This window comes from Rhizobium sp. BK176, assembly GCF_024808055.1.
Window position 1 is genome coordinate 683,226 of sequence record NZ_JANUBV010000002.1, and the last position, 22,730, is coordinate 705,955.

The following is a 22,730-nucleotide window of genomic DNA, read 5'->3' on the forward strand; positions in this document are numbered from 1 at the left end:
TCATATCAGCTGATATATCCGAGGCGAATGGCCTTCGCGATCGCCTGGATTCGGTTGACCGAATCCAGCTTGATCGTCGCCGAGCCGAGATAGGCATTGACGGTATGCACCGAGAGGCCAAGCTTGTCGGCGATCTCTTCGCTGATACGCCCGTCTCCAGCAAGCTGCAGGCAGGCAATCTCGCGTTCGCTGAGAGCTTCGGCGGCCGCCACTCTGCGCTCGTCGAGCGAGAGCAGATCGATCATGACCTGACAGGACCTCGCATGCAGTTCGACGATCATATCACTAGCTGGTTCGAGATCATCGCCCGTGAAGACGATGAAGCCGTTACCGACGGCACCGAGGCGAACCGGAAAAGCTATGCCCGAGAACGGCAGCAGGCCGTCCTTCAGGCGCGTCATGAAGGGGGCAATGCTGGCAGGTCTTGGGGCAGCGCGATCAAGCCCGCCGGCCCATACGACCGGCAGAAGCGATTTCTCGATATGATCGAGCAGCGCCTCGCCATGCGCGTCGACGAATGCGCGGCTGAAGCCGCTATGCGTCGAACCCCAGTTCTCCAGTTCGCAAACCAGCCGCTGCTTTCCTGGCACGCCCGCGCCGCTGATGCGGTAAACCGCAAAATTCTGAGCGTCGGCGAGTTTCTGCATGCCGATCAGGCGTGGAAACAGGTCCGATCGGCTCGCAACCTTGTTGACGCGCACCGCGCGCATCGTTTCTGAATGTCCCATCGAGCGACCGGATGACTGCCCCATAACGCCGTCCCCCTAGACGAGATTATTCCTGACCGCGAATGCGATGGCCTCGGAACGAGTCTTCGTGGCCGTCTTTCGCATGACACTGGTGATGTAGTTGTTGATGGTGTTGCGGGAGATACCGAGGATCATCGCGATCTCGTCGCTGGTCTTTCCCTCGGCGATCCAGAAAAGGCACTCCAGTTCGCGATCGGTCAGTTCGAAGTCCCGGTCAGCCTTGGTGGCGCCGCACTGCAGGAAGCTTGCGAAGTAAGCCGTTAAAAGTCCCACGTCCCGCAGCCGCTCCTGTGACAGGATGAAGCCGTCGTCAAACAGGAACATCAGCACGAGGCGCGAACGGCCGATGTTGAACATCAGCGAACAGTATTGACGGCTCGCGCCATCAGGCGCGTCGGCCTCATCCGGTAGGAGGGCGAAATGCGGCTGGAAGAGCAGCATGCATTTTTCGAGCTCCGTCGCGCGGGCGAAGCCGCCAACGAAGGCATGCGCCAGGTTGGTGACAAGATCGAATGGCCAGTCGGAGGAGACCACGAAGTCGAGGCCGGCTTCCTGCACCAGGTCCGCTCGCGCCAGGAGATAATGCGAAGCGCCGACATAATCGGTCAGCGCCCGCAGCCCCGGCTGCAACCGTCCCGTGCTTGAGATCTCACAAAGCTGCGCGATCAGCTCGTCACGTGAAGAGAGGTTTGTCGCTGCAATGCCAACAAAGTTTGCCTTGTGCGTATCGCTCTTGAGAGCCTGCAATATATGCATATCCATAGGCAAAACCCCGCGGCTGTAAACCACTTACGACAGAAGCTTGATCCGCATGCTCCTGAACAAATTACGACCTCTCCGCGAATCACCCAAGATTACGATAGGTAGCATAATGCACCATCTCCGAGTTCTTGGGATTTACATTACCTGCTTTTTGTGCCCTGATTCGCACGCAAATTCCGCTTGTTAAGGAATTCTTAATTTAAAGTGATTCGGGGAATTCTGACAATACGATTCGCGTAAAACGCGTGGCTACATCCGGCCTCTGTCAAGTCTATCCTCAGAAATCTTCATGCCCGCATTCGACCGATGGCAAAAGATGACTAGGATCGCCGTGTAGGCGTAGACAAAGAAAAAGGCCGGTCTCCCGGCCTCTCTTTATGCGGCGTTGTCGACCGCCCATTTCCTGAGGATTTTCGCAGCGCGTTCCTCGTTGATCTCGACCATGCGCGCCAGCTTGCGTTCTGGACCTTCCTTGACGCGACGATTGAAGTTTCCGTCGTCGTCGCCAAGGCTGAGCAGGTCTTCGGTACTGTCGAAGCCGAAGTCCGAGCCGAAGCCATCCATCAGCGCGCCACCGGCGCCACCGCCCGCTGCTGGAGCGAAGTCTGGAAGTTCGAGTCCAGCACTTTCCGGCGAGGTGTCGCCGAGGACGGCGGCACCACTGCCCGTCACGCTGCGAACCATCGGTCGTACACCCATCCAGATCACCAGGAAGGCAACCGCGACGAAGGCGAGAGAGTTGATGATGCCGGCGAGGTTGCGGCTCAACATATCCATGACGCGAACGCCACCGCCCGTTTCCTCGAGAAGCTGGTTCTCCAGGAAGTCCATGGCCGTGACGGTGACGACGTCACCGCGATTGGTGCTTATGCCGGCTGCCGATGCCACGATCTTCTGCATTTCAGCAAGGTAGGCATCCATCTTCGCCTGGTCAGCCGGCTCGCCGACCATTTGAGCAATGCGGCCCTTGTTGACAACGACAGCGATGGAGAGCTTTTCGATCTTGTAGCTGTTGCGCGTCGTGGCGGTCGTCTTGCTGTTGATTTCGTAGTTGGTCTGCTCTTCCTTTTTGTCAGACTTGTCCTGCGATTCCGGGCCGGTAGGGCCGCCGGAGTCGGGCGCTGCCTGCGGAATGTTCTGCTCGACAGTTGTCGCGTTGTCGGACTGCTTCTGCTGCGACTGCGAGGCTTCCTTGGTCGTGCGGATCGAGCGCTCGACCTTCGATTCCGGATCGTAGGTCGTTTCCTGGATCTGCTGTGCGTCGGTATTCAGTTCGGCGGTGACACTGGAGCGGAAGTTGTCCATGCCGAGGAACGGTGCGAGCGCCTTGTCGATATTGGATTCCACTTCGCCCTGGACGTTCTGAACGATGTTCAGGGAGCGGTTCAGCGAGCTGTTGCTGGCCTCGTCGCCAGAGGCGAGCAGTTGTCCGGCGGAATCGAGGATAGTGACATCGCCGACATCAAGACCGGGAACAGCTGATGCAACCAGATGACGGATTGATGTCGCTGCCGTGCGGCCTGTCGCGGCACTTGCGCGGATCATGACGGAAGCGGTCGGCTTCTGCTCGGCTTTGCGGAAGTTTCCGACTTCGGGCATGACGATGTGGACGCGCGCTGCGGTGATGCCCGAGATCGACTGGATCGTTCGGCCAATCTCACCCTCAAGTGCGCGGACGCGCGTGACCTCCTGCATGAACGACGTCAGGCCGAGCGAGCCGACGTTGTCGAAAAGTTCGTAGCCAGCGTTGGCGCTGTTCGGGAGACCGCGCTCGGCGAGCAGGAGGCGTGCCTTGCCGGTCATGCCGGCCGGAACCGTGATGCTGGAGCCGTCGGTTCCTACCTCGAAGCCGATATTTGCCTCGGCAAGCGCCATGCTGATCTGGTTCAGATCCGGCTGATCAAGCCCGACATAAAGGGTTTCCTGGGCCGGTTTATTGACCAAAAGGGCCGCCCCCAGGATGAGCGCGACAGAAACGACGCCCACGCCAGCCAGCGCCAACAGGCGATTCCGCCCTAGCGAACTGAAGTTCTTAAAAATTTGAACTAATTGATTTAACAGATTCATTCTGTTCTCGCACGACCGTCACCGACAAAGCAGGCTTATTGCCTCATGTCCGACGATAGATGCCGAAACTTGTGCGAGCGTTTCGTAAAATCGTGCGAGTAAATGCGGGATCAGAAGAAGTCGAAGTCTCCGGCTGCCTTCGCCAGCGGCTGCACGTTGCCATGACGTCTGGCACCACCCAGGGCACGCTGCATTTCACTGAGTTTCACGAGGCTCAATGCAGTCGCAACATCGACCGCCCAGTCCTGCGGGATTTCACCGGTGATGGTGTCGATGAATTCTGCGAGACCGCGCGTCTTCTGCACGGCAAGGTCAATGCCCTGCATGACCTTCATGCTTTCCGGCGAGTTCAGCAGTTCGGCGCCTCCTCCAACGTCAAGGAGTTGCGGCTCGATCCGCTCGATCAGGTAGGCGACGTCATGCAATTCCGAGACGATGCGCATCAGGATCTCAGGCAGGGCTTCGGCCGGCAACGGCTGCTCTGTCATGGCATTCACGGTCATTACTACTGTCCTCGCCCTCAGAAGAATTCGATGCTTGTTTCGACAGGTTTCTGCGGAGCGGCCGGACGCTGCTCGAGCGCGACCGTTCTCTGCGTTTCGGCACCCGTCAACGGGTACTGCCGAGCGCGCCCGGAAACGGGCCAATATTCGAGCTTGCGCCCGTGGTCACCACCGGTACTGGAGCCGACGACGGGAATGCCTTCATCCTTCAGGAACTGCACGGCGAAAGCGGCGTTCTGTTCGCCGACATTCGAGAATGTCGAGATCGTCTTCGCCCCTCCGAAGATCTTGGCCTCTAGGCGGTCGCGGCGCGCGCCCTGCTTCAGGAGGCCGTTGATCAGCAATTCCATCAGATGGACGCCATAGCGCGTGGCGTCGCCGCCCGTCATCGGCGTGTTTCCTGTCCCCGGCAGGAGGAAGTGGTTCATTCCTCCAACGCCTGCCACGGGATCTCGCAGGCATGCAGCCACACACGATCCAAGGATGGTCGTCAGAACCGCGTTCGGATCATTCAGGACCTTCCATTCGCCCTGGATGATATTGACGCGGCGGGCCGCAACCTCGAGATTCATTTCAATGCTCCAAATACGGCTTCGATAGCCGCCTTCATCTTCTCGATCGTGAAGGGCTTGGCGAGAACGTTGTTGGCGCCAAGCTGCGCTGCCTTCGTGACGAGGGCGCGGTCACCCTGTGCCGTCAGAATGATGAAAGCCGCCTTCTTCGTCGCCGGGTTGGCGCGAACCGCCTGAAGGAAGCCGAGGCCATCCATCTTCGGCATGTTGAAGTCGGAGATTACGAGGTGATGCGGCTGCTGGGTCATGATCTTCAAGCCCTGCTCACCGTCGCCGGCGGCCGTGATCTGCTTGAAGCCGAGCTGGGTCAGAGCGTCGCTGAGCAGCAGACGGCTGGTAACCTGATCGTCGACAATCAGAACTTTGATTTTCTCTGCGATAGACATTAGTCAGTTCCTTCCTTTCGGGCGGCTGTCATTTTCAAAATTTCTTCGCCGATGGCATTCAACGGCAATTGCTGCTCGACGGCGCCGAGCTCGTAGGCGACCCTCGGCATACCGTAGACCACTGAGGTCTTTTCATTCTGGCCAAGCGTACGCGCGCCGGCATGGCGCATCTTCAACAGGCCGGCGGCACCGTCGCGACCCATGCCTGTGAGGATCACGCCGACCGCGTTGCGGCCCGCCAGTTCGGCAACCGAGTCGAACAGCACGTCGACGGACGGCCGGTGACCATTCACCGGATCGCGCTCGATCAGGCGGCAGCACGGCGCGTGAGCGTTGACAACCTGCAGATGGCGTTCGCCGCCCGGGGCAAGGTAGATCTTGCCGATCTCCAGACGTGCCCCGTCTGTTGCTTCCTGCACGACCGGCGCGCAAAGGCGGTTCAGGCGTTCCGCGAAGCTCTTCGTGAAGGTCGGCGGCATATGCTGTGTGATAACGGTCGGCGGGCAGTTTGCCGGGAACTTCTGCAGCACGGCAATCAACGCCTCGACACCGCCGGTCGACGAACCGATGGCGACAATCTTGCGTCCGACGCGAAAGTCGGCAACCGCAGGGGGCGGTACAACCGGCGTCGGCTGCGTATATTGGCGGCGCTGCGAACGGGCGGCTGCCTTCACCTTTTCGGCGAGATCGCCGAACGGGCGTGCATCACCCGGAAGCGGCTTACCGACGCAATCAAACGCGCCGATTTCAAGCGCCGCCAGCGAGGCATCGGCGCCGCGATGGGTGAGCGTCGAAACCATGATGACGGGCATGGGGCGGAGCCGCATGATCTTCTCAAGAAAGTCGAGGCCGTTCATGTTCGGCATCTCGATGTCGAGGGTAACGACGTCGGGATTAAGCTTCTTGATTGCCTCGCGGGCCTCGAGGGCATCGCCGGCCTGGCCGATGACGTTGACCTCGGGATCGGCGCTGAGAACTGCGGTGATCAGGCCACGCATGGTGGCGGAGTCGTCGACGACAAGAACACGTGCCTGTGCACTCATGCCTTCCTCCCCACGCCCTTGGTCGTATAGCGATAGGTCGTGATGCCGATATTGTCGAAGACGTGCTTGGCGTCGCCGGAGACGCGCTCGGAATGGCCGATGTAGAGGTGGCCGCCTTCCGGCATCAATTCGGCGAAGCGCGACCAGATCTTCATCTGAGTCGGCTCGTCGAAATAGATCACAACATTTCGACAGAAGATGACGTCGAACTTGCCCTTGAACGGCCACTGCGCCATCAGGTTCAGCTCGTTGTAGGTGATCAGGCGCTTGACGCGGTCATCGACCTGGAACTTGCGGCGGCCCTGCACCTCGACTTCGCTGAACCACTGCTTGCGCATGGCAGGCGACACGGTTTCAAGCGCGCTCTCATCGTACGCTCCGGCGCGGGCAATCGCCAGGATCTTCGGATCGATATCGGTGGCTAGGATCTTGAAGTCGTAGTCGGCGACGTTGGGCATCATCGACAGAACCGTCAACGCGATCGAATAGGGCTCCTGGCCATCCGAGGAAGCGGCCGACCAGATGCGGACCCGACCACCCATCTTGGCGCGCTGCAACAACTCCGGCAGCACATGCTCGCGAAGATGCTCGAAGTGGTGGTTCTCGCGGAAGAAGCGCGTGAAGTTCGTCGTCAGATGCGACAGCATTTCGCGACGCGGCGCCGCGCCGGCCGGCGAGGAGACGAGTGCACAATACTCCCGAAATCCGGACAGGCCGAGGTTGCGGATGTGCTTCGACAGACGCGAGTAGACGAGCGAGGCCTTCGTCTCGTTCAGGAAGATGCCTGCGTCCGAGTAGATCATCGCGGCGATTTCCGTGAGGTCGCGACGAGTCAGCGGATACTCGCCGCTCGCCAGCACCTCGTCCGGGCTTCCCTGCCGCACGTCTTTTGCACTCATGACATTCATGCAGCTTCGCTTTCCGTATCGGGGAAGATTGCGTCGAGTTCGAGCAGGCAGATCATGCGCTTGTCGATCGCCAGGATGCCGCGCGCAAACTGCCGCTGCAGTTCGGAAGCGATCTCCGGCGTCGGCTGCACATTTTCATCCGTCACCGTCAGGATGTCGGATACCGCTTCGACGAGCAGCCCAACCACCTTGCGGCACACCTGCGCGACAATGATGACATGACGCTGCGTAGGCTCGGTGGCCTTCATGCCGAGCCGCGCCGACAGGTCGATGATCGGTAGGACGGCACCGCGAAGGTTTATCACACCGCGCATGTAAGATGGGGAGTGCGGCATGGCCATGGCCGGCGTCCAGCCTCGGATTTCGCGGACCGACATGATGTCGACGCAGAATTCCTGATCGCCGATGCGGAAGGCGATCAACTCGCGACTGCCGGCGCTCAGATTTTTTGCGGCATAAGACATGATGCTATCCCGCTGCTGCCAGAGACATTTCAGGCTTCAAGGCCTGACCGCGCGAAGCGCCGACGACCGCATCGACGTCCAGGATAAGCGCCACGCGGCCATCACCGAGGATGGTCGCCGCAGCGATGCCCGGAACATGCGTGTAGTTCGCTTCAAGGCTCTTGATGACGACCTGACGCTGGCCCTGGATCGCATCGACCATGAGGGCGCGCTGACCGCCACCTTCGGATTCGACGAGAAGGGCGACACCTTCCACCGGATTGGCCTGGGTGGCCCGGAAGTTCAGGATGCGACCGACATCGACCAACGGGCAGAAACTGTTGCGGATCGAGATCAGGCGATGGCTGGCGCCGAAGGAGTGGATCGCGGACGCTTCCGGCTGCAGGGTCTCGACGATTGCCGTCAGCGGCACGACCAGCGTCTGGCCGGCGACAGTGACGACCATGCCGTCGAGAACGGCGAGCGTCAGCGGCAGGCTCATGGTAAAGACAGAGCCCTGCCCCGGCCGCGAAGTGATGTTGATGCGGCCGCCGAGCGCCTGGATCGAGCGTTTGACGACGTCCATCCCGACACCGCGTCCGGAGATGTCGGAGATCTTGTCGGCCGTCGAGAAGCCCGGCAGGAAGATCAGGTTGTCGATTTCCTCGTCCGTGAGGTTGGCATCGGCCGGGATCAGCTCGTTGGCGATCGCCTTCTGCTTCACCTTCTCGCGATTGATGCCCGCGCCGTCGTCGGCCAGTTCGATCAGGATGCGGCCCGAGCGGTGTTTTGCCGTCAGGCGAACCGTACCCTCAACATTCTTGCCGTTGGCAGCGCGCTTCTCCGGCGTTTCGATGCCATGATCGACGGCGTTGCGGATCATATGCGTCAGCGGCTCGGCCAGCTTGTCGATAACCGTCTTGTCGACTTCGGTGTTTTCACCTTCGGTGATCAGGCGGATCGTCTTGCCCGTCATGTCGGCGATTTCGCGGACGATGCGCGACATGCGCTGGAAGACCGGCTTCACCGGCTGGGCGCGGATCGCCATGACCGAATCCTGGATCTCGCGGGTGAGCTGCTGCAGCTCCTCGAGGCCCATGTTGATGGATGACGTTCCGGTCGTGTCATTTTCGATGACGCTCTGCGAGAGCATCGCCTGATTGATGACGAGCTCGCCGACGAGGTTGATGAGGCGGTCGACGCGGTCGAGATCGACGCGGATGGTCTGGCCAGCACCGGCAGCGGCGTTGTTCTGGGCGGCGGCAGCTGCACTTGCGGCAGCAGCGGCAGCCGATTCCTTCTTCTCGACGCGAGCAGCCGCAGCAGCCATCTGCGTGACGTTGGACGCTGTTTCGGCGGCGGCAACCGCGGCAGCAACATCGGACTTCGGCTGCTCGGCCGGCGCACCGGTCGCGCCGTCGTCGAGGATCGACAGGTCGAAGGGCACCGGGATCATCGGCAGTTCTTCGGTCTCGGCGGCAGCCGCCTTTTCCTCGACGGCAGAGATCTGCAGGTCGCAATCCCACTCGGCAAATTCGAAGACCGTGCGGATCGCGTCCTCGCCCTTGTCGGTCTTGAGCGTGACGTTCCAGTAGAAATAAGCGGCTTCCGGATCGAGTTCGTCGAGGCCGGGAAGCTCATCCATGTTGCAATAGACGCTCATCTCGCCGAGGCGGGAGAGATCGCGCAGCAGGAGGGTTGCGTCGTTGCCCTTCGAATAAAGGTCCGAGCGCGGCTTGAAGGTGATTTCGTAGGCGGGCAGATCGGAACCGTCCTCTTCGTCGCCGAAATCGTCGAAGGAGAAGGGGATCGGCTGGAAGCCGCTATCATCGGTGGGCTTGGGTGCTGGAGTGGCGGCAACCGGTGCGGCGACCGGCGCCGGCTTTGCTGCTGGAGCTTCCACGGCTGCGGAAGGCATCGGCAGCTCGCCGTTGGCGAGCGCTTCCAGTTCCTTTACCAGGCCGCGGCTGCGGCTTTCATCGACGCTGCCGCCATCGCGGGCAGCATTGGTCAGATCGGCCAGGACGTCTGCCGACTTCAGCATGACCTTCAGGACATCCTGGGTCGGCTCAAGCTTGTTGGAACGAACGCAATCAAGTGTGGTCTCGAACACATGCGCGAAAGCGACGAGATCATCCAGACCAAAGGCGCCAGCGCCGCCCTTGATCGAATGGACGGCACGGAACACCGCATTGACGGTTTCCGGATCGCGATCGCCATCATTCATTTTCAGAAGACCCGATTCCAGTTCGGCGAGCTGCTCCTCGCACTCCTGGAAAAAGATCTCTTTGATTTCGTTCATATCCATAGGAGAAAATCCTGGGTTTAAGCGGTTACGCGCTCAATGGCATCGATCAGCTTGGCAGGGTCGAACGGCTTGACGATCCAGCCGGTGGCACCGGCCTGGCGCGCGCGGTTCTTCTTTTCCGCATCGCTTTCGGTTGTCAGGACCAGGATCGGGATCGCGCGGTACTTGTCGTTGCGGCGAACGCCTTCGATAAAGCCGAAGCCGTCTAGGCGCGGCATGTTGATGTCAGTGACGATGACGTCAGGGTTGGATTCTTCCAGAACCTCGAGGCCTTCGACGCCGTCTTCCGCCTGAATTGTCTCGAACCCTGCATTGTTGAGGGTGACGAGAAGCATGTTCCTGATGGTCCGTGAATCATCCACGGTAAGCACTTTTTTCTTCATTGCCGGATCTCCTTGGCAAGCAGATGGTGGATATCGACACCAATCAGCTGCATGGTTTTCTGAAATGCGTCCGAAGCCTTGCTGAACTTGAAGGCCAGCTTGTCCTGGTCCCAGGTTTTGGCAGCCGCCATCAGGACCTGCGCGCTGAGCGCACCGACGCGTTCAACCGCAGAGGCGTCGATGGCCAGATCGTTGCCGCGCAACGCAGCAAGCTTGTCGCGAAGCGTGGTCGCTTCGTTCAGATCAAGCACCGCCGACAGGTTCAGCGTCTTCCCAGTTTTTCTTGCCGCCATCAGCTCGTCCTTGTCTCCTCGTTCCCACTCACCGAAGGTGAGCAGGGCTCATATACTGGTGTGTTAGTAAACAATCCGCCCTCCGACCGAGGCGACGGGCTGCACAAATCCGAAATCGTCTTCCTCGGCCACGACGTCGACAGGGCGTCTGACATCGAGCGTCGCCGACAACAGCGGCGCAGAGCGCGCAGCTTCGGCATTTTGCCGTGCAATTCGAAATTCGCGGATCGTCTGGCCGAGTTCGACAATGACGGTATGCAGGTCGTCGGCGCGTTCCGCGGACTGTGTCGCCGAGGCAGCACTGCCGGTCATCTGAACACCGAGATCCTTGACGTCGGTCGTCACCAGATCAAGGTTTGCGGCATGCTCGCCCGCCTGATTGGCGACCGCCGCAATCGCCGCGTTGATGTCGGTGACCTGACGAACGATGTTGCCAATGGAATCCTGCGTTCGGCCGACCATTTGGACGCCCGCACCCACCTGCGATTTGGTGGTGCTTACAAGCGTCTTGATCTCCCGCGCAGCATCCGCGGAACGCTGCGCCAAGGCGCGCACTTCCTGGGCCACGACCGCGAAGCCGCGTCCGGAATCACCGGCGCGAGCGGCTTCGATGCCGGCATTCAACGCTAGAAGGTTGGTTTGGAAAGCGATCTCGTCGATCGCTCCGATGATCTGCCCGATCCTTTCGGCCGACTGCTCGATGTCCGCCATGGCGGCGATTGCCCGACCGACGACCTGGCCGCTCTCTTCGGCTGCCGTGCGCGTCGACGCTGCCGCCTGCTCCGCAGCACGGCTGCCCGCGGCACCGTGACGTACGCTCTCCGAGAGATCGGCAAGGGCGGCCGCAGATGAGAGCAGCCGCTGGGCATGCGCGGAGGCATTGCCGGCAAACTGCTTTGATGAATCGCCAAGCGTCCCGACCGACGCTTCCGCGGCCGCAGTCTTTTCGGCAATCGACTGGAATTCGGACTGAATGGCATCGAGGGCGCCGTTGAGTGCCTGCGCGATGTCCCGATGGGCACCCTCTTCCTCAACGTTTGCCCTGACCGTCAGGTCGCGATTGACAAGACCGTTGATGACATCGGCGAAAACGCGGGTGATATCGGCCTTGTCATGGTTGCGCTGATCGGCAAGGGCGCGCTGCTGGCTAGCCCGCAAGGCATTGAAACGCAAAGATACTGCAATCTCGACATCGACCATCACTAGGCGGACGACCGCGGTCATGAGGTCGGAGATTTCCTTTGCCCGACGGCGGCCGCTCGGCAGGAAGGAACGTCCCGCGAGCTCGCCGGCGAGGCCGCCAATGATGTGCTCGAGAACGACGCCATGGCCGGCGACATGCCAGCGCGGGTCAAGACCCATCTTGCTTTCGGAATCCGAGAGAACCTTCACGCGCTCGGCATAAAGACTGTCAAAGCGTGCATCCGTCAAAACGTCCCAGTGTGACGCCTGGAGATCGTGGAGCCGCTCAACCTGGCGCTCGCTCTCGAAGTTCCGGGCCGCATCGGGAAACGATTGAAAACGCTGGAAAAGATCGCGCAGACCAGCAGCCAGGTATTGCTGGAGATCAAGGCGGCGACGCCGCACCAGGTCGCAGTGCTCGGCATCGAGACCGGCAAAACGCAGCCTGTCGCGCAAGCTGCCTGCCTGCGCTCCTCGTGCCTGATCTGATGGCATTTCCTGCCCCAACGCCTGCCCCCAACCACATGCCGGGCGGGTGCCCGTCATAATTCTACCGCTCCGAGCGGCAGGCACACTGCTGATTGATGGCTTGCCTCCGGCGGCCGCCGGCGGCCTGAAGCCTCCCGATCAGTAGTTTCTACTTCGGAGCTACTTGAAGAGATGGATTCCGGATTGACCGGTACGGCGGTGCGGCGTCATGCCTGGTGGGAACGAGTGAGTTTTCCCATTCCGACGTGTCATGCAATGTTTATGGTTAATTCCTTGCCTGAAGGTTAATGCGTATTTTATGAATGTCGACTTTCCGGCAGACCCTAATAACCATCTACGAATTACTGGGCTTGCGTTGCCGCGCTGCTACAAGTCCGGCGCAAGCTTTGTGCTATAGCCCCGAAAATAACCGTGACATGACGTCAGAAGGATTGGGCAATGATTGTTCTCGGATTGGGGTCGTGCTTCCTCGCAATTGCTGTTCTCGCAGCCGTTACGCTGCTGGACCGCATCGAAGCGACCCGCGGCCAAATCGCCCTCCGTGTTCTTTGAATTTCCATAATACGCCAGTAGAAACCAGCCACGCGCCCGGCACGCCGGCGCGCTAAACCTCGGCTCGACTACTGTTTGCGTTCAGCGGAATTTCCGTTCATGTCTGCCAGACTTGGCCTCTTCATCATCCTTGGCGTGACACTCTGGCGAGTTCTCACCCTTCATTTTGACACCACCGACCTCTTCGTCGACGAGGCGCAGTACTGGTTCTGGTCGCAGAATCTGGATTTCGGCTATTACTCGAAACCGCCGATGATCGCCTGGGTCATTCGCGTGATGACCGAGATCGCCGGATCGACATCGATCTATTGGATCAGGGTCAGCGGACCGCTGATCCATATGGCGACGGCAATTGTGCTGATGAAGACGGCGAAGCGCTTTGTCGGACCAAAGATTGAAGGCTGGACCGGCGCCACCTTCATCACGCTGCCGGGCGTTGCCCTTTCATCGGTGTTCTTTTCCACCGATGTGGTCCTTCTCTTCTTCCTGACTGTGGCGCTGTGGGCCTATTTCGGCCTGACCGAGAAGCGCTCTGTCGGTCTCGCTCTCCTGATGGGATTTGCGTTCGGCTGCGCCTTTCTGTCGAAATACGCCATCCTCTTCGTCGTCCCCGGCGGGCTGATCGCGCTCATCCTTGTTCCAAACGCGCGGATCGCCTGGCGCGACTTCTTTCTGTCCGTGATTGTTGCCCTCGCCGTCGCCGCCCCGAATCTCTGGTGGAACCTTGCGCATGACGCCACGACCGTCCGGCACACGACAAACATCGCACACTGGAGCAAGCTCGGCATTGACATCGGCGGTGGCCTCGAATTCTTCGCCGCGCAATTCGGCGTTGTCGGGCCGATCATCTTCTTCGCCATGCTGTGGGGCGTTGCGCGTGCGCTCAAGGGGGAGAGCGAGCCGCAGGAACGGTTGCTGATCTGGCTGTCGATCCCGGTCGTGCTGCTAATCACGCTTCAGGCACTGGTCGCCAAGGCCTACGCCAACTGGGGTGTGACCGCCTATGTTGCTGGAACGATCCTTGCTGTGTGGGTGCTTGACCGCCTCTGGCCGAAGGGGTTGCGCTTATCGCTCGCGATCAACGGCACGGCCAGCCTCCTGTTTCCCCTCGCCGCGGTCTTTGCACATCAGCTGGTGCTGCCGAACGGCAGCGAAGTCATGAAGCGCTACCTGGGCCGCAGTGCGATAAGCCGCGAGGCCGGCGAGCTGGCGCGGCAGTCGGCGACACCGGTGATCGTCAGCGACAGCCGCGACCTTCTGGCGGACATGTTCCATACGCTGCGGAACGATCCTGTCCACATCTATGCGAAGCCACCGGTCGACGCGCCTGATAACTATTACGAGCAGACCTTCGCGCTGCCGAGTCAAATCGCGGACAACGTGCTCTACATAACGATCCATCCGGTGGACTGTGCGCAAGCGCCTGAACTCGTCCGGAGCTGGCAGCCGGCGGAAGGCTACTATCGCGGCAAGACGATCTTCGCTTACCGGATTTCACCGAATTGCCTTGCGGTACCTAACCAACCGCGTTGAGTGAGTATATCGGTTTCGGACGCCAAGGCCTCGGCTGGAGGAGCTATCGCTGTCATTTGCGTAAAGGGCTTGCCGAGAGGTCGCTAAGCGCAACGGCCAGCGACCGGAGGCTGATGTAGTCACCCGTCGGGGCTGACATTGACACGATTCTCTTGAGCGCTAGGCTTCGCAGCCGACCGACATTCCAGCGAAGAGGGAGCGAGACATGCCATCCAGTTCGCCCGACGCACTGCTGATCGATCGCATTTTCGAGGTGTCCGATGGGATCCGCTATGTCGCCCTCTACCGAAGGGGCGAATTGGTTTCGCGACAGAAATCGCAGGTGGCTGGCGCCTCTGCATCGGAATCGGACAAATACGAGGAACTGTTCGTCAATCCCACGCTGCTCAAGCTGGCGCGCCAACGCGGCGACCTCGATTGTGGCGGCATGCGCTTCGTCGTGATCGGATACGGCAATTTCCACCAGCTTGTCATTGACCTGCCTGACGGTCACGTATCGGTCTGCTTTGAACTCGGCTCCGCACCATTGGACCACTGGGAGGCCATTCGCGACATTACACTCGCTTCCGGCTAACGGTCCGGCGCGGCGTGCCCCTTATACCGCACCGAAGGTCCCTGCCGGGAAGCGGCATGGACAACCTCGTGAGGCTAACATCTAGCGATCGTCTGGCGCTGACAGGCCCAGGCAGATCCCCATGCCTTCGACATCCACGAACGCGACGCCGCCGTTTTCGAAAGCAAGCCGCAACTGCGCCTCGGTTGCGCGGTGGATTTCGTGGTGCTTTCCTTCATAGTCGCGGATGGTGCTGCGCGACACGGCCGCATGCTCTGCCAGATCGAGTTGCGTCCAGTCGAGCAATCCACGAGCGGCCCGGCAGAGTGCCGGGGTCAGAATTGTTTCCTTCGCGCCTTGACCCATAATGTCAAACCACCCATATTGGTTGATATAAGCCATATATGTCATAATTGAACCGGGATTTCCAGTACAGGAGAACGTGATGCCGCACGACACACCTTTGATTTCGACGATCGTCGGAGGTCTCGTGCTTGCGTTCATCCTCGGCGCGCTTGCCAACAGGCTCCGCATGCCCCCCTTGGTCGGATACCTCATTGCCGGCGTGCTCGTCGGCCCGCATACCCCCGGCTACGTTGCCGATCAAAACCTTGCTCCTGAACTCGCCGAAATCGGCGTCATCCTGCTGATGTTCGGCGTCGGGCTGCACTTTTCTCTCAAGGATCTCCTCTCCGTTCGCGGGATCGCCGTTCCGGGCGCCATCGTGCAGATTGGATTTGCGACGTTGCTCGGCTGGGGACTGGGGGCGTTGATGGGATGGCCGACGGGCGGGAGCCTCGTCTTCGGACTCGCTCTTTCCGTCGCTTCGACGGTCGTCTTGTTGAAGGCGCTGCAGGAGCGACGGCTGATCGAAACCGATCGCGGCAAGATCGCGGTGGGTTGGCTGATCGTCGAGGACCTCGCCATGGTGCTGGCGCTGGTTCTCATCCCGGCCGCGGCCAGCATCGGCGGTGGGGAGCATGCGACCGTCGAGCCGCTCTCAGCCGCTGTCAGCCGAATTTTCGGCCTCGATCTCGGCATCGGCGGCATTATCGTCATGACGCTGATCAAGGTCGCGCTGTTCGTTGGGCTGATGTTGGTCTTCGGGCGGCGCATCATTCCCTGGACGATGCACCGCATCGCGCACACCGGATCGCGCGAACTCTTCCGCCTCGGCGTGCTTGCCATTGCGCTCGGCGTTGCCTTCGGCGCCTCGAAGATGTTTGGCGTTTCGCTGGCTCTTGGCGCTTTCTTTGCCGGCATGGTTCTGGCCGAAAGCGAACTCAGCCACCGGGCCGCCCAGGAAAGCCTGCCGCTTCGCGATGCCTTCGCGGTTCTCTTCTTCGTCTCCGTCGGCATGCTGTTCGATCCGAACATCCTGGTCGACAAGCCGCTGCCGCTGCTTGCAACCATCTTCATTATCGTCATCGGCAAATCCATCGCCGCCTTCCTGATCGTACTGCTGTTCCGCAAGCCCGTCGGCACGGCGCTGACGATTTCGGCAAGCCTCGGGCAGATCGGCGAATTCTCCTTCATCCTGGCAACGCTTGGCGTCGCCCTCGGCCTGCTGCCGGAGGAAGGGCGCGACCTCATCCTGGCGGGCGCGATCATCTCGATCATCCTCAATCCGCTGCTTTTCTACGTCTGCGATCGTCTGCGCCCGATGCTGGAGCGTGGCAAGCGGGAAGAGCCTGTCGCCGAGCTGACTGCTGAGACGGCACCAGAGCCGGCTGACGAGCCCGCGGCAGAAGAAGACGATGTGCACCCGACGGCGCTTCGGGGGCACGCGATCCTCGTCGGTTACGGCCGTGTGGGCAGCATCGTCGGGCAAAACCTGAAATCTTCAGGTACGCCCTTCCTTGTCATCGAGGACTCCGACAAGCGCATTGGAGAACTCAGGGATCAAGGGATCGAGGCAATCAGCGGCAATGCTGTATCGCGCGAGGTGCTCGACCTTGCCAACATCGGTGGCGCCCGCAGCCTCGTCATCGCCATCCCCAATGCCTTCGAGGCCTGCCGCATCGCCGAACAGGGCCGCGACATCAACCCGTCCATCCTGATTGTCGCGCGTGCGCATTCGGACGCCGAGGTCGAGGAACTGAAGGAATACGGCGCCGATACCGTCATCATGGGCGAACGGGAAATTGCCATGGGCATGGTTGACCGGCTCGCTCAAGTGCATCATGACAGTGTGCGCTATGAAGACGAGGCCGAGACTGCTACAATTGCAGCCAAGGAAGCGCCTTCTCCCGACAAAGAATGAGAGACTTTTGCGCCGTTGAACCGGTACGAGGCCGAAAATTTGGGTGACCACGAGATGAGGCTCGACGCACGCCGCATGAGCGGTCGCGTTGCGATTTCTCTGGTCATTGCCGTCTTCGCTTATCTCGGCCTGCTGTTCGGTGGCAACCTTGTCATCGGCCCGACGCGCGGCCCGAACTCTGTCTCCTCGTCCAGCAAGGATGGCCAGCCGCTGCAGCTCAGCGTGCGAGACGCCGTCCGCGGTATTCTGACCGCCGAGCGCAAAGCGGCACCGAAATATATTCCTTACGATTCCGCCAACGCCGCAGTCGGAGCAATCCCCGGAATTGCGCTCCTTTCGTTCGTGGAGCCTACATATCCCGTCGCCTTCCACCCGCAGCTTCGTGCCGCCGATGCGAAGGCTTACGATTCGCACGGCCCGCCTGCGGCCGCGGCATGAATGCGCGCCCTCCGGCGCTTTCCATGGCTTTTAAGACACGCCGCCTGCGCGAGGAGCGCAGGCTCAAGCGTTATCAAGGATAAACAACAACATGCGTAATTCACCATGGCTGGTGTTCACCTATACGGTGATCATTCTCCTCGGCATTCTGATCGCTTTGCCGAACGCACTGCCGCAGTCCACCCTCGACCGCCTGCCCTCGTGGTTGCCGCACGACCGGGTTTCCCTCGGTCTCGACCTTCGCGGCGGCTCGCATCTCGTTCTCGAAGTCGACGAGGCGGACCTGACCCGCGAGCGCCTGCAATCGCTTCTGCAGGACGCGCGTCGCGTGCTTCGTGAAAAGAATATCCAGACGAAGTCGATCGTTCGCAATCAGAACCAGATCGTCGTCACCCTGACGGATACTGCCCAGACCGACGAAGCCGTCACGCAGCTGAAGACGCTCGGCAACGCCATCGCCACCGGCCTCAGCGCCGGCCAGTCCGATCTCGCGGTGACGACCAGCGGCGGCAACATCCTCGTCGCCTTCTCGCCGGCCGGTATCGCAGCCAACGTCGATTCCGCGGTCCAGCAGAGCCTTGAAGTCATTCGCCAGCGCGTTGACCAGGTCGGCGTTGCCGAACCGACGATCCAGCGTATCGGCGGAAACCGCGTTCTCGTGCAGCTTCCGGGCGCACAGGACCCGTCCCGCCTTCGCCAGCTTCTCGGCTCCACCGCGAAGATGTCCTTCCACATGCTCGCTCCGAACAACCAGCCGGGACCGGGCGTGACGATGCTCAAGGACGAGCAGGGCAACAGCTATCCGGTTCTCGATCGCGTCGAAATCTCGGGCGACCGCCTCTCGGATGCCCGCGTCTCCTTCGATCCGAACACGCATGAGCCTGTCGTTAGCTTCCGCTTCGACAGCGCCGGCGCAACCCGCTTCGCCGACATCACCCGCCAGAACGTCGGCAACCCGTTTGCCATCGTTCTCGACGACAAGGTGCTGAGCGCGCCTGTTATCCGCGAACCGATCACCGGCGGCTCCGGCCAGATCTCCGGCAGCTTCTCGGCCGACAGCGCAACGACGCTTGCCGCCATGCTGCGCGCCGGCGCCCTGCCCGCCAAGCTCACCGTCATCGAAGAACGCACCGTTGGCGCCGACCTCGGTGCGGACGCTATCCGCATGGGTATCTATTCCGGCCTCGTCGGCTTCGTGCTGGTCGCTGTCTTCATCTTCATCCTGTACGGCAAGTGGGGCTTCCTCGCGAACTTCGCGCTGCTCATCCACACGATCCTGACCTTCTCGGCGCTGACGCTCGTCGGCGCGACGCTGACGCTGCCGGGTATCGCAGGTGTCGTTCTCGGTATCGGTCTTGCGGTTGACGCGAACGTTCTCATTAACGAGCGCATCCGCGAAGAAACGCGCAAGGGCAAGAGCGCCTTTGCAGCCATCGACACCGGCTTCCGCCGCGCCTACTCGACGATTATCGACGGCAACATGACGGCGCTAATCGCAGCGGCGATCCTGTTCTGGTTCGGCACCGGTCCGGTTCGTGGCTTCGCGGTCACCATGGCGCTCGGCCTGATCATCTCGATGTTCACGTCGGTTGCCTTCGTTCGCGTCACGATGATCGAGATCACGCGTCGCCGTAAGCTGAAGGTTTTGAACATCAAGCCGCTGATCCCGATGATGTTCAACCCTTACGGCCGCCACATCCAGTTCATGAAGGCTCGCTTCTTCGGCGTGACGGTCTCGGCGCTTCTGTCGATCGCCTCGGTCGTCCTCTTCATCCATCCGGGCCTCAACTACGGCGTCGACTTCCGCGGTGGTATCCAGATGTCGGTGAAGACCGCGGAAGCCAGCGATCTTGGCCGCTTCCGCGAAGGCTTGAACAGCCTTGGCCTCGGCGAGGTGTCGCTGCAGTCCTATGGTGACAACAACACCATGGCGGTGCGCGCGCAACGCCAGGACGGCGGTGAAGAAGCCCAGACGGCAGCCGTCGAAAAGCTGAAGGCGGAGATCATCAAGATCGACCCGTCGGCAACTGTCACCGGCACCGACGTCATCGGTCCGAAGGTCAGCGGCGAACTTGCCTGGGCCGGCATCCTGTCGGTGGTGATCGCCAGCCTCGCGATGCTGTTCTACATCTGGTACCGCTTCGAATGGCCGTTTGCAGTCGGCGCCATCGTCACGCTCATCCTCGACGTGACAAAGGCGATCGGCTTCTTCGCGTTGACCGGCCTCGACTTCAACCTTACCGCCATCGCCGCCATCCTCACGCTGGTGGGCTACTCGGTGAACGACAAGGTCGTGGTCTATGACCGCATGCGTGAAAACATGCGCCTCTACAAGTCGATGCCGCTCCGCGAAATCATCGACCGGTCGATCAACGAGACGCTGGCACGTAGCCTCTACACCAACGCGACCGCCTTCCTCGCCCTGCTGCCGATGGCGATCTGGGGTGGCAGCGCGGTCTCGAGCTTCGCGATCCCGATGGTCTTCGGCATCCTCGTTGCCGGCGCGTCGTCCGTCTTCATCGCGGCACCCATCCTGCTCTTCCTCGGCGACTGGCGTCGTCGCCACGGCAAGGCTGTCGCGGCCGCAGAAAGCGCGCCGGAGATCATCCCTCCGGAAGAGGGCCAGTCGCGCAAGACCGCGGGCTGAGAACATGCTGACGTGACTTGAAAAGAGGGCGCCGGTTGCAGAGCCGGCGCCCTCTTTCTATGTTGACGCAAGGAGATTCCGCGGCATGTCGTCTGAACAATCGCTTGCATCGACTGAGAACGAGGAGCGCATTCGCCGCTTCCTCGCGATCGCCTCGCACGATCTGCAGTCGCCGCTGCGGCATATTGCGATGTATGCGGAAATCCTGCTCGACGACCTGGGTGACAAGCTCGACAGCGAGCAGTTGCAAAGCCTGCAAACCATTCTCCATAAAGCAGAGACGGCGCAGCGACTGACAAAGGCGCTGATCGGCTTTGCCACCAGCATGCCTCAGGTGACCGCGGATGAGATCGATCTAAACGGTCTTGTCAGGGAGATCTGGGCCGCTATGGAGAGCGACGTGATCGCATCGGGTGCGACCTTGCAGCACGATCGCCTCCCGACGATCGTTTCGGATGGTGCGATCGTCAGGATCGCGCTGACAAACGTGATTGCCAATGCACTGACCCATCGCGGCAGCTTGGTTCCGGTCGTGACAATCGAAGCCGAGCGGGAAGCCGCCGAAGTGACAATCCGCATTTCCGACAACGGTCCCGGTATTGACCCGACTCATCAAGACAAGATCTTCGATGCTTTCTGGAAGCTGCCGCAGGAGGGCCTGCCGGTCGGCCCTGGGCTTGGACTGACGGCCTCGCGCGAAATCTTGCGGGCGCTCGGCGGCAGCATTCGTCTGGAGCGGTCGGACGCGGGCGGCAGTCGCTTTGCCATTCGCCTCCCCGCCTCGCGAGCATAAAAAACGAGCTACGTGGTGTAGTCGTCCTTCCAGATGTCGGGCATGTTGTAGGTCACATATTCGCGGATGATGTATTGCAAGGTGTCTGCGTCTATCTCGTCCTTGCCGATCCGGAAGTCGACGCCGTAGTCTGGGAACTGCTGGAAGTAGCCGTCCGAGATGTCCATGGAAATGACGCCGATCGGGCCGGTATAGCCGCTGCCCCGCAGCTTAGGCATTGTTTCGCGAAAATCGGCATTCGGCAGCAGCCGATTGTCGAGGAGGATCAGGTCGAACCTGTCGCCACCGAGCTTGCCCAAAGCGTCGCCGATCGATTGTGCATAGTCGATCTCGACCGGCGGCTCGGTCAACGTAGAGAGCTTCTTTTTCAGCGATCGAAACTCGATGAACTCGTCGTCGACGAACAGCACCTTTACCGCCCTGCGGCCCTCACCGGCTGTCATTCCCGTTTCTCCGATCACGACACCAGCCCCATCCTCAGCGCGATTGCGACCATGTGGACGCGGTTGACAGCCTCAAGCTTTCTCACGGCGGCCGCTATGTGGGAATTGACCGTGTGTTCCGACAGGCCAAGGATGATCGCGATATCGGCGGATGTCTTGCCCTCACTGGTCCACTTCACGACTTCGGTCTCGCGCTGGGTAAGACGTGCAGACATTTCATGCGCCAGGATCTCCTCATAAAACTTATCGAAGATTCGGATCGTGTCGAGCAGCACCTCGGCGACCTCGCCCTGATCCGGCTCCGCCCGCTTGCCGCTGAAGGCGACGCAATAGCGCTTGCCCTCCGGAGTGAACAACGGAACAAGGAGGAAGGAATTACTGTCAAATTCGTTGAGGACGAGATCGCGCGGGTAATCTTCCCGCAAACTGCCGCTGCCGGTGAGCGGCATCGCCAGAAACTGCGCGGCTTTCGTCTTCAGCAGGCCTAGAGCCTGGCGCATGCCGTAGAGAAACAGGGCGACGCGCCGTTCGGCAACGTTTGTGATGATGATCTCGCGGTTGCTGAACGGTGGCGAAGCTTCGGAGACACGCGCCAGGGCGAAGCAGTCGAAGCGGTAGTGCTGTGCTGCGGACTTCAGCAACCGAAAGAAATCGGTGCGGTTTATCGCCCGACCGAGCTCCGGTCCGAGATGGAAAGGAATGGCGGCGGCACTGCTCATTGCACGTCCTGGGCCTCTCGGGTTTGGCGGCCTTATCCCTAGATCTAAGGATACACGTCCTAGACCGGCACAGTTATTACCACCAGCAAGACTATTGCAGGAAGAGCGTGAAACAAGACCTCGATCTTCGGATTAGGGGCCCGCGCCGTCTCCTCCCAGTCTTTTGTCTTTCCGCATCCAACACCCCTTGAGTGCGGAAGGCGGTGCCGTAGCGGCATTGGAGGGAGCCGGCAGCCTTTCAGTCAAGGGGTTGGCTGTGTTTGTGGCGGCAAACTTAAGGTTGCCCGGCTCTCTCAGCTTTTTCTTCCAACATCAGCCTATCCGCGCCACCATGGCCGGGAGATCGATCGGTTTCTCGACATAGAAGTCGGCACCCGCGGCCAGCGCGCGCCGGCGATCCTCATCCGCATCCGAGCCTGTGCAAACACCGAGCCTAACCTGCGAAAACCGTGCGTCGGCGCGCAGTCGCATGATCAGGTCGAGGCCGCTGTCGAGCGGCATATAGAGATCGACGATCAGGGCGTCCGGCAATTCTTCATGCTTCGCATATGTTTCTTCCAGCGCCTGCACGGCATCCTCAGCCTTGGAGAAGCATAGGAGCGTGACGCCAACCTGCTGCTTCTTGCGCACATAATCGGCGTAGAAGAGGTCGTCGGCGTTGTCATCTACGTAGAATACCGTCGGCATATCGATCCGTTCGA

General features: G+C 60.7%; 23 protein-coding genes. 6 read left to right on the forward strand and 17 right to left on the reverse strand.

All coding sequences use genetic code 11. From position 1 onward, the window contains the following. Nucleotides 1–5: 5 nt before the first annotated feature. From visR to FHT76_RS12675, 13 genes are all read right to left on the reverse strand, one after another. Nucleotides 6–752, reverse strand: coding sequence for a transcriptional regulator VisR (gene visR / locus FHT76_RS12615; RefSeq protein WP_183860224.1), 747 nt, complete (start codon nucleotides 750–752; stop codon nucleotides 6–8). A gap of 12 nt (nucleotides 753–764) precedes the next feature. After that, the gene (visN, locus tag FHT76_RS12620; protein ID WP_114711407.1) at nucleotides 765–1,511 is read right to left on the reverse strand and encodes a transcriptional regulator VisN; all 747 of its coding nucleotides are present in this window, start codon (nucleotides 1,509–1,511) and stop codon (nucleotides 765–767) included. A 375-nt stretch (nucleotides 1,512–1,886) separates the two neighbouring features. Next, a complete protein-coding gene (fliF, locus tag FHT76_RS12625) occupies nucleotides 1,887–3,578 on the reverse strand; it encodes a flagellar basal-body MS-ring/collar protein FliF (RefSeq protein ID WP_183752696.1) in 1,692 nt (563 codons plus the stop codon). Between the two features lie 110 nt (nucleotides 3,579–3,688). Next, nucleotides 3,689–4,081 (reverse strand): hypothetical protein, encoded by a 393-nt coding sequence (locus FHT76_RS12630; protein ID WP_016552744.1) that lies wholly within the window; start codon nucleotides 4,079–4,081, stop codon nucleotides 3,689–3,691. Between the two features lie 17 nt (nucleotides 4,082–4,098). After that, nucleotides 4,099–4,653 carry a chemoreceptor glutamine deamidase CheD gene (gene cheD / locus FHT76_RS12635; RefSeq protein WP_016552743.1) on the reverse strand — a complete coding sequence of 185 codons (555 nt, stop codon included), beginning with the start codon at nucleotides 4,651–4,653 and terminating at the stop codon, nucleotides 4,099–4,101. After that, nucleotides 4,650–5,039, reverse strand: a complete 390-nt coding sequence (locus tag FHT76_RS12640) for a response regulator (RefSeq protein ID WP_007530058.1) — start codon at nucleotides 5,037–5,039, stop codon at nucleotides 4,650–4,652. The genes cheD and FHT76_RS12640 overlap by 4 nt, the downstream gene beginning before the upstream one ends. Continuing rightward, on the reverse strand, nucleotides 5,039–6,082 hold the full coding sequence (cheB, locus tag FHT76_RS12645; protein WP_183860226.1) for a protein-glutamate O-methylesterase CheB: 1,044 nt from the start codon (nucleotides 6,080–6,082) through the stop codon (nucleotides 5,039–5,041). Before cheB ends, FHT76_RS12640 begins: the two co-directional genes overlap by 1 nt. Further along, complete coding sequence (cheR, locus tag FHT76_RS12650) at nucleotides 6,079–6,990, reverse strand: protein-glutamate O-methyltransferase CheR (RefSeq protein ID WP_183860228.1); 912 nt, start codon at nucleotides 6,988–6,990, stop codon at nucleotides 6,079–6,081. Before cheR ends, cheB begins: the two co-directional genes overlap by 4 nt. Next, nucleotides 6,987–7,454 carry a chemotaxis protein CheW gene (locus FHT76_RS12655; RefSeq protein WP_183752702.1) on the reverse strand — a complete coding sequence of 156 codons (468 nt, stop codon included), beginning with the start codon at nucleotides 7,452–7,454 and terminating at the stop codon, nucleotides 6,987–6,989. The genes cheR and FHT76_RS12655 overlap by 4 nt, the downstream gene beginning before the upstream one ends. Before the next feature lie 4 nt (nucleotides 7,455–7,458). Beyond that, nucleotides 7,459–9,741 carry a chemotaxis protein CheA gene (locus FHT76_RS12660; protein WP_183860230.1) on the reverse strand — a complete coding sequence of 761 codons (2,283 nt, stop codon included), beginning with the start codon at nucleotides 9,739–9,741 and terminating at the stop codon, nucleotides 7,459–7,461. Between the two features lie 17 nt (nucleotides 9,742–9,758). Further along, nucleotides 9,759–10,124, reverse strand: coding sequence for a chemotaxis response regulator CheY1 (cheY1, locus tag FHT76_RS12665; RefSeq protein WP_007530053.1), 366 nt, complete (start codon nucleotides 10,122–10,124; stop codon nucleotides 9,759–9,761). After that, a complete protein-coding gene (locus FHT76_RS12670; RefSeq protein ID WP_183860232.1) occupies nucleotides 10,121–10,417 on the reverse strand; it encodes an STAS domain-containing protein in 297 nt (98 codons plus the stop codon). Before FHT76_RS12670 ends, cheY1 begins: the two co-directional genes overlap by 4 nt. A gap of 63 nt (nucleotides 10,418–10,480) precedes the next feature. Further along, on the reverse strand, nucleotides 10,481–12,094 hold the full coding sequence (locus tag FHT76_RS12675; RefSeq protein ID WP_183860758.1) for a globin-coupled sensor protein: 1,614 nt from the start codon (nucleotides 12,092–12,094) through the stop codon (nucleotides 10,481–10,483). A 645-nt stretch (nucleotides 12,095–12,739) separates the two neighbouring features. Between FHT76_RS12675 and FHT76_RS12680 the strand changes: the two genes are divergently transcribed. Then, nucleotides 12,740–14,173, forward strand: coding sequence for a glycosyltransferase family 39 protein (locus FHT76_RS12680; RefSeq protein ID WP_183860234.1), 1,434 nt, complete (start codon nucleotides 12,740–12,742; stop codon nucleotides 14,171–14,173). A 205-nt stretch (nucleotides 14,174–14,378) separates the two neighbouring features. Further along, nucleotides 14,379–14,747: a hypothetical protein gene (locus FHT76_RS12685; protein WP_183860236.1), complete on the forward strand. Its 369-nt coding sequence runs from the start codon at nucleotides 14,379–14,381 to the stop codon at nucleotides 14,745–14,747. An 81-nt stretch (nucleotides 14,748–14,828) separates the two neighbouring features. Here the strand turns inward: FHT76_RS12685 and FHT76_RS12690 are convergent, their stop codons facing one another. After that, nucleotides 14,829–15,137 carry a DNA-binding transcriptional regulator gene (locus FHT76_RS12690; RefSeq protein WP_183752712.1) on the reverse strand — a complete coding sequence of 103 codons (309 nt, stop codon included), beginning with the start codon at nucleotides 15,135–15,137 and terminating at the stop codon, nucleotides 14,829–14,831. Nucleotides 15,138–15,171: 34 nt separating this feature from the next. On the opposite strand from FHT76_RS12690, the gene ybaL reads away from it, so the two are divergent. The 4 genes from ybaL (at nucleotide 15,172) to FHT76_RS12710 (ending at nucleotide 20,867) form a co-directional block, all read left to right on the forward strand. Next, complete coding sequence (gene ybaL, locus FHT76_RS12695) at nucleotides 15,172–16,989, forward strand: YbaL family putative K(+) efflux transporter (RefSeq protein WP_183860238.1); 1,818 nt, start codon at nucleotides 15,172–15,174, stop codon at nucleotides 16,987–16,989. A 54-nt stretch (nucleotides 16,990–17,043) separates the two neighbouring features. Beyond that, nucleotides 17,044–17,427: a hypothetical protein gene (locus tag FHT76_RS12700; RefSeq protein WP_183860240.1), complete on the forward strand. Its 384-nt coding sequence runs from the start codon at nucleotides 17,044–17,046 to the stop codon at nucleotides 17,425–17,427. 91 nt (nucleotides 17,428–17,518) lie between these two features. Continuing rightward, on the forward strand, nucleotides 17,519–20,074 hold the full coding sequence (gene secD, locus FHT76_RS12705; RefSeq protein WP_183860242.1) for a protein translocase subunit SecD: 2,556 nt from the start codon (nucleotides 17,519–17,521) through the stop codon (nucleotides 20,072–20,074). Between the two features lie 85 nt (nucleotides 20,075–20,159). Continuing rightward, entirely contained in the window at nucleotides 20,160–20,867 is a 708-nt protein-coding gene (locus FHT76_RS12710; RefSeq protein WP_183860244.1) for an ATP-binding protein, read from the forward strand. Between the two features lie 8 nt (nucleotides 20,868–20,875). On the opposite strand, the gene FHT76_RS12715 is transcribed toward FHT76_RS12710, so the two are convergent. The 3 genes from FHT76_RS12715 to FHT76_RS12725 form a co-directional block, all read right to left on the reverse strand. After that, nucleotides 20,876–21,310 (reverse strand): response regulator, encoded by a 435-nt coding sequence (locus FHT76_RS12715; RefSeq protein ID WP_183860246.1) that lies wholly within the window; start codon nucleotides 21,308–21,310, stop codon nucleotides 20,876–20,878. Nucleotides 21,311–21,324: 14 nt separating this feature from the next. Continuing rightward, nucleotides 21,325–22,029: a helix-turn-helix transcriptional regulator gene (locus FHT76_RS12720; RefSeq protein WP_183752724.1), complete on the reverse strand. Its 705-nt coding sequence runs from the start codon at nucleotides 22,027–22,029 to the stop codon at nucleotides 21,325–21,327. 312 nt (nucleotides 22,030–22,341) lie between these two features. After that, nucleotides 22,342–22,716 (reverse strand): response regulator, encoded by a 375-nt coding sequence (locus FHT76_RS12725; protein WP_183752726.1) that lies wholly within the window; start codon nucleotides 22,714–22,716, stop codon nucleotides 22,342–22,344. Between the last annotated feature and the right edge of the window lie 14 nt (nucleotides 22,717–22,730).

Excerpts from the sequence above, each read along its gene's own strand:
- visR (WP_183860224.1), bottom strand. The coding sequence starts at position 752 with ATGGGGCAGTCATCCGGTCGCTCGATGGGACATTCAGAAACGATGCGC.
- visN (WP_114711407.1), bottom strand. The coding sequence starts at position 1,511 with ATGGATATGCATATATTGCAGGCTCTCAAGAGCGATACGCACAAGGCA.
- fliF (WP_183752696.1), bottom strand. The coding sequence starts at position 3,578 with ATGAATCTGTTAAATCAATTAGTTCAAATTTTTAAGAACTTCAGTTCG.
- FHT76_RS12630 (WP_016552744.1), bottom strand. The coding sequence starts at position 4,081 with ATGACCGTGAATGCCATGACAGAGCAGCCGTTGCCGGCCGAAGCCCTG.
- cheD (WP_016552743.1), bottom strand. The coding sequence starts at position 4,653 with ATGAATCTCGAGGTTGCGGCCCGCCGCGTCAATATCATCCAGGGCGAA.
- FHT76_RS12640 (WP_007530058.1), bottom strand. The coding sequence starts at position 5,039 with ATGTCTATCGCAGAGAAAATCAAAGTTCTGATTGTCGACGATCAGGTT.
- cheB (WP_183860226.1), bottom strand. The coding sequence starts at position 6,082 with ATGAGTGCACAGGCACGTGTTCTTGTCGTCGACGACTCCGCCACCATG.
- cheR (WP_183860228.1), bottom strand. The coding sequence starts at position 6,990 with ATGAATGTCATGAGTGCAAAAGACGTGCGGCAGGGAAGCCCGGACGAG.
- FHT76_RS12655 (WP_183752702.1), bottom strand. The coding sequence starts at position 7,454 with ATGTCTTATGCCGCAAAAAATCTGAGCGCCGGCAGTCGCGAGTTGATC.
- FHT76_RS12660 (WP_183860230.1), bottom strand. The coding sequence starts at position 9,741 with ATGGATATGAACGAAATCAAAGAGATCTTTTTCCAGGAGTGCGAGGAG.
- cheY1 (WP_007530053.1), bottom strand. The coding sequence starts at position 10,124 with ATGAAGAAAAAAGTGCTTACCGTGGATGATTCACGGACCATCAGGAAC.
- FHT76_RS12670 (WP_183860232.1), bottom strand. The coding sequence starts at position 10,417 with ATGGCGGCAAGAAAAACTGGGAAGACGCTGAACCTGTCGGCGGTGCTT.
- FHT76_RS12675 (WP_183860758.1), bottom strand. The coding sequence starts at position 12,094 with ATGCCATCAGATCAGGCACGAGGAGCGCAGGCAGGCAGCTTGCGCGAC.
- FHT76_RS12680 (WP_183860234.1), top strand. The coding sequence starts at position 12,740 with ATGTCTGCCAGACTTGGCCTCTTCATCATCCTTGGCGTGACACTCTGG.
- FHT76_RS12685 (WP_183860236.1), top strand. The coding sequence starts at position 14,379 with ATGCCATCCAGTTCGCCCGACGCACTGCTGATCGATCGCATTTTCGAG.
- FHT76_RS12690 (WP_183752712.1), bottom strand. The coding sequence starts at position 15,137 with ATGACATATATGGCTTATATCAACCAATATGGGTGGTTTGACATTATG.
- ybaL (WP_183860238.1), top strand. The coding sequence starts at position 15,172 with ATGCCGCACGACACACCTTTGATTTCGACGATCGTCGGAGGTCTCGTG.
- FHT76_RS12700 (WP_183860240.1), top strand. The coding sequence starts at position 17,044 with ATGAGGCTCGACGCACGCCGCATGAGCGGTCGCGTTGCGATTTCTCTG.
- secD (WP_183860242.1), top strand. The coding sequence starts at position 17,519 with ATGCGTAATTCACCATGGCTGGTGTTCACCTATACGGTGATCATTCTC.
- FHT76_RS12710 (WP_183860244.1), top strand. The coding sequence starts at position 20,160 with ATGTCGTCTGAACAATCGCTTGCATCGACTGAGAACGAGGAGCGCATT.
- FHT76_RS12715 (WP_183860246.1), bottom strand. The coding sequence starts at position 21,310 with ATGACAGCCGGTGAGGGCCGCAGGGCGGTAAAGGTGCTGTTCGTCGAC.
- FHT76_RS12720 (WP_183752724.1), bottom strand. The coding sequence starts at position 22,029 with ATGAGCAGTGCCGCCGCCATTCCTTTCCATCTCGGACCGGAGCTCGGT.
- FHT76_RS12725 (WP_183752726.1), bottom strand. The coding sequence starts at position 22,716 with ATGCCGACGGTATTCTACGTAGATGACAACGCCGACGACCTCTTCTAC.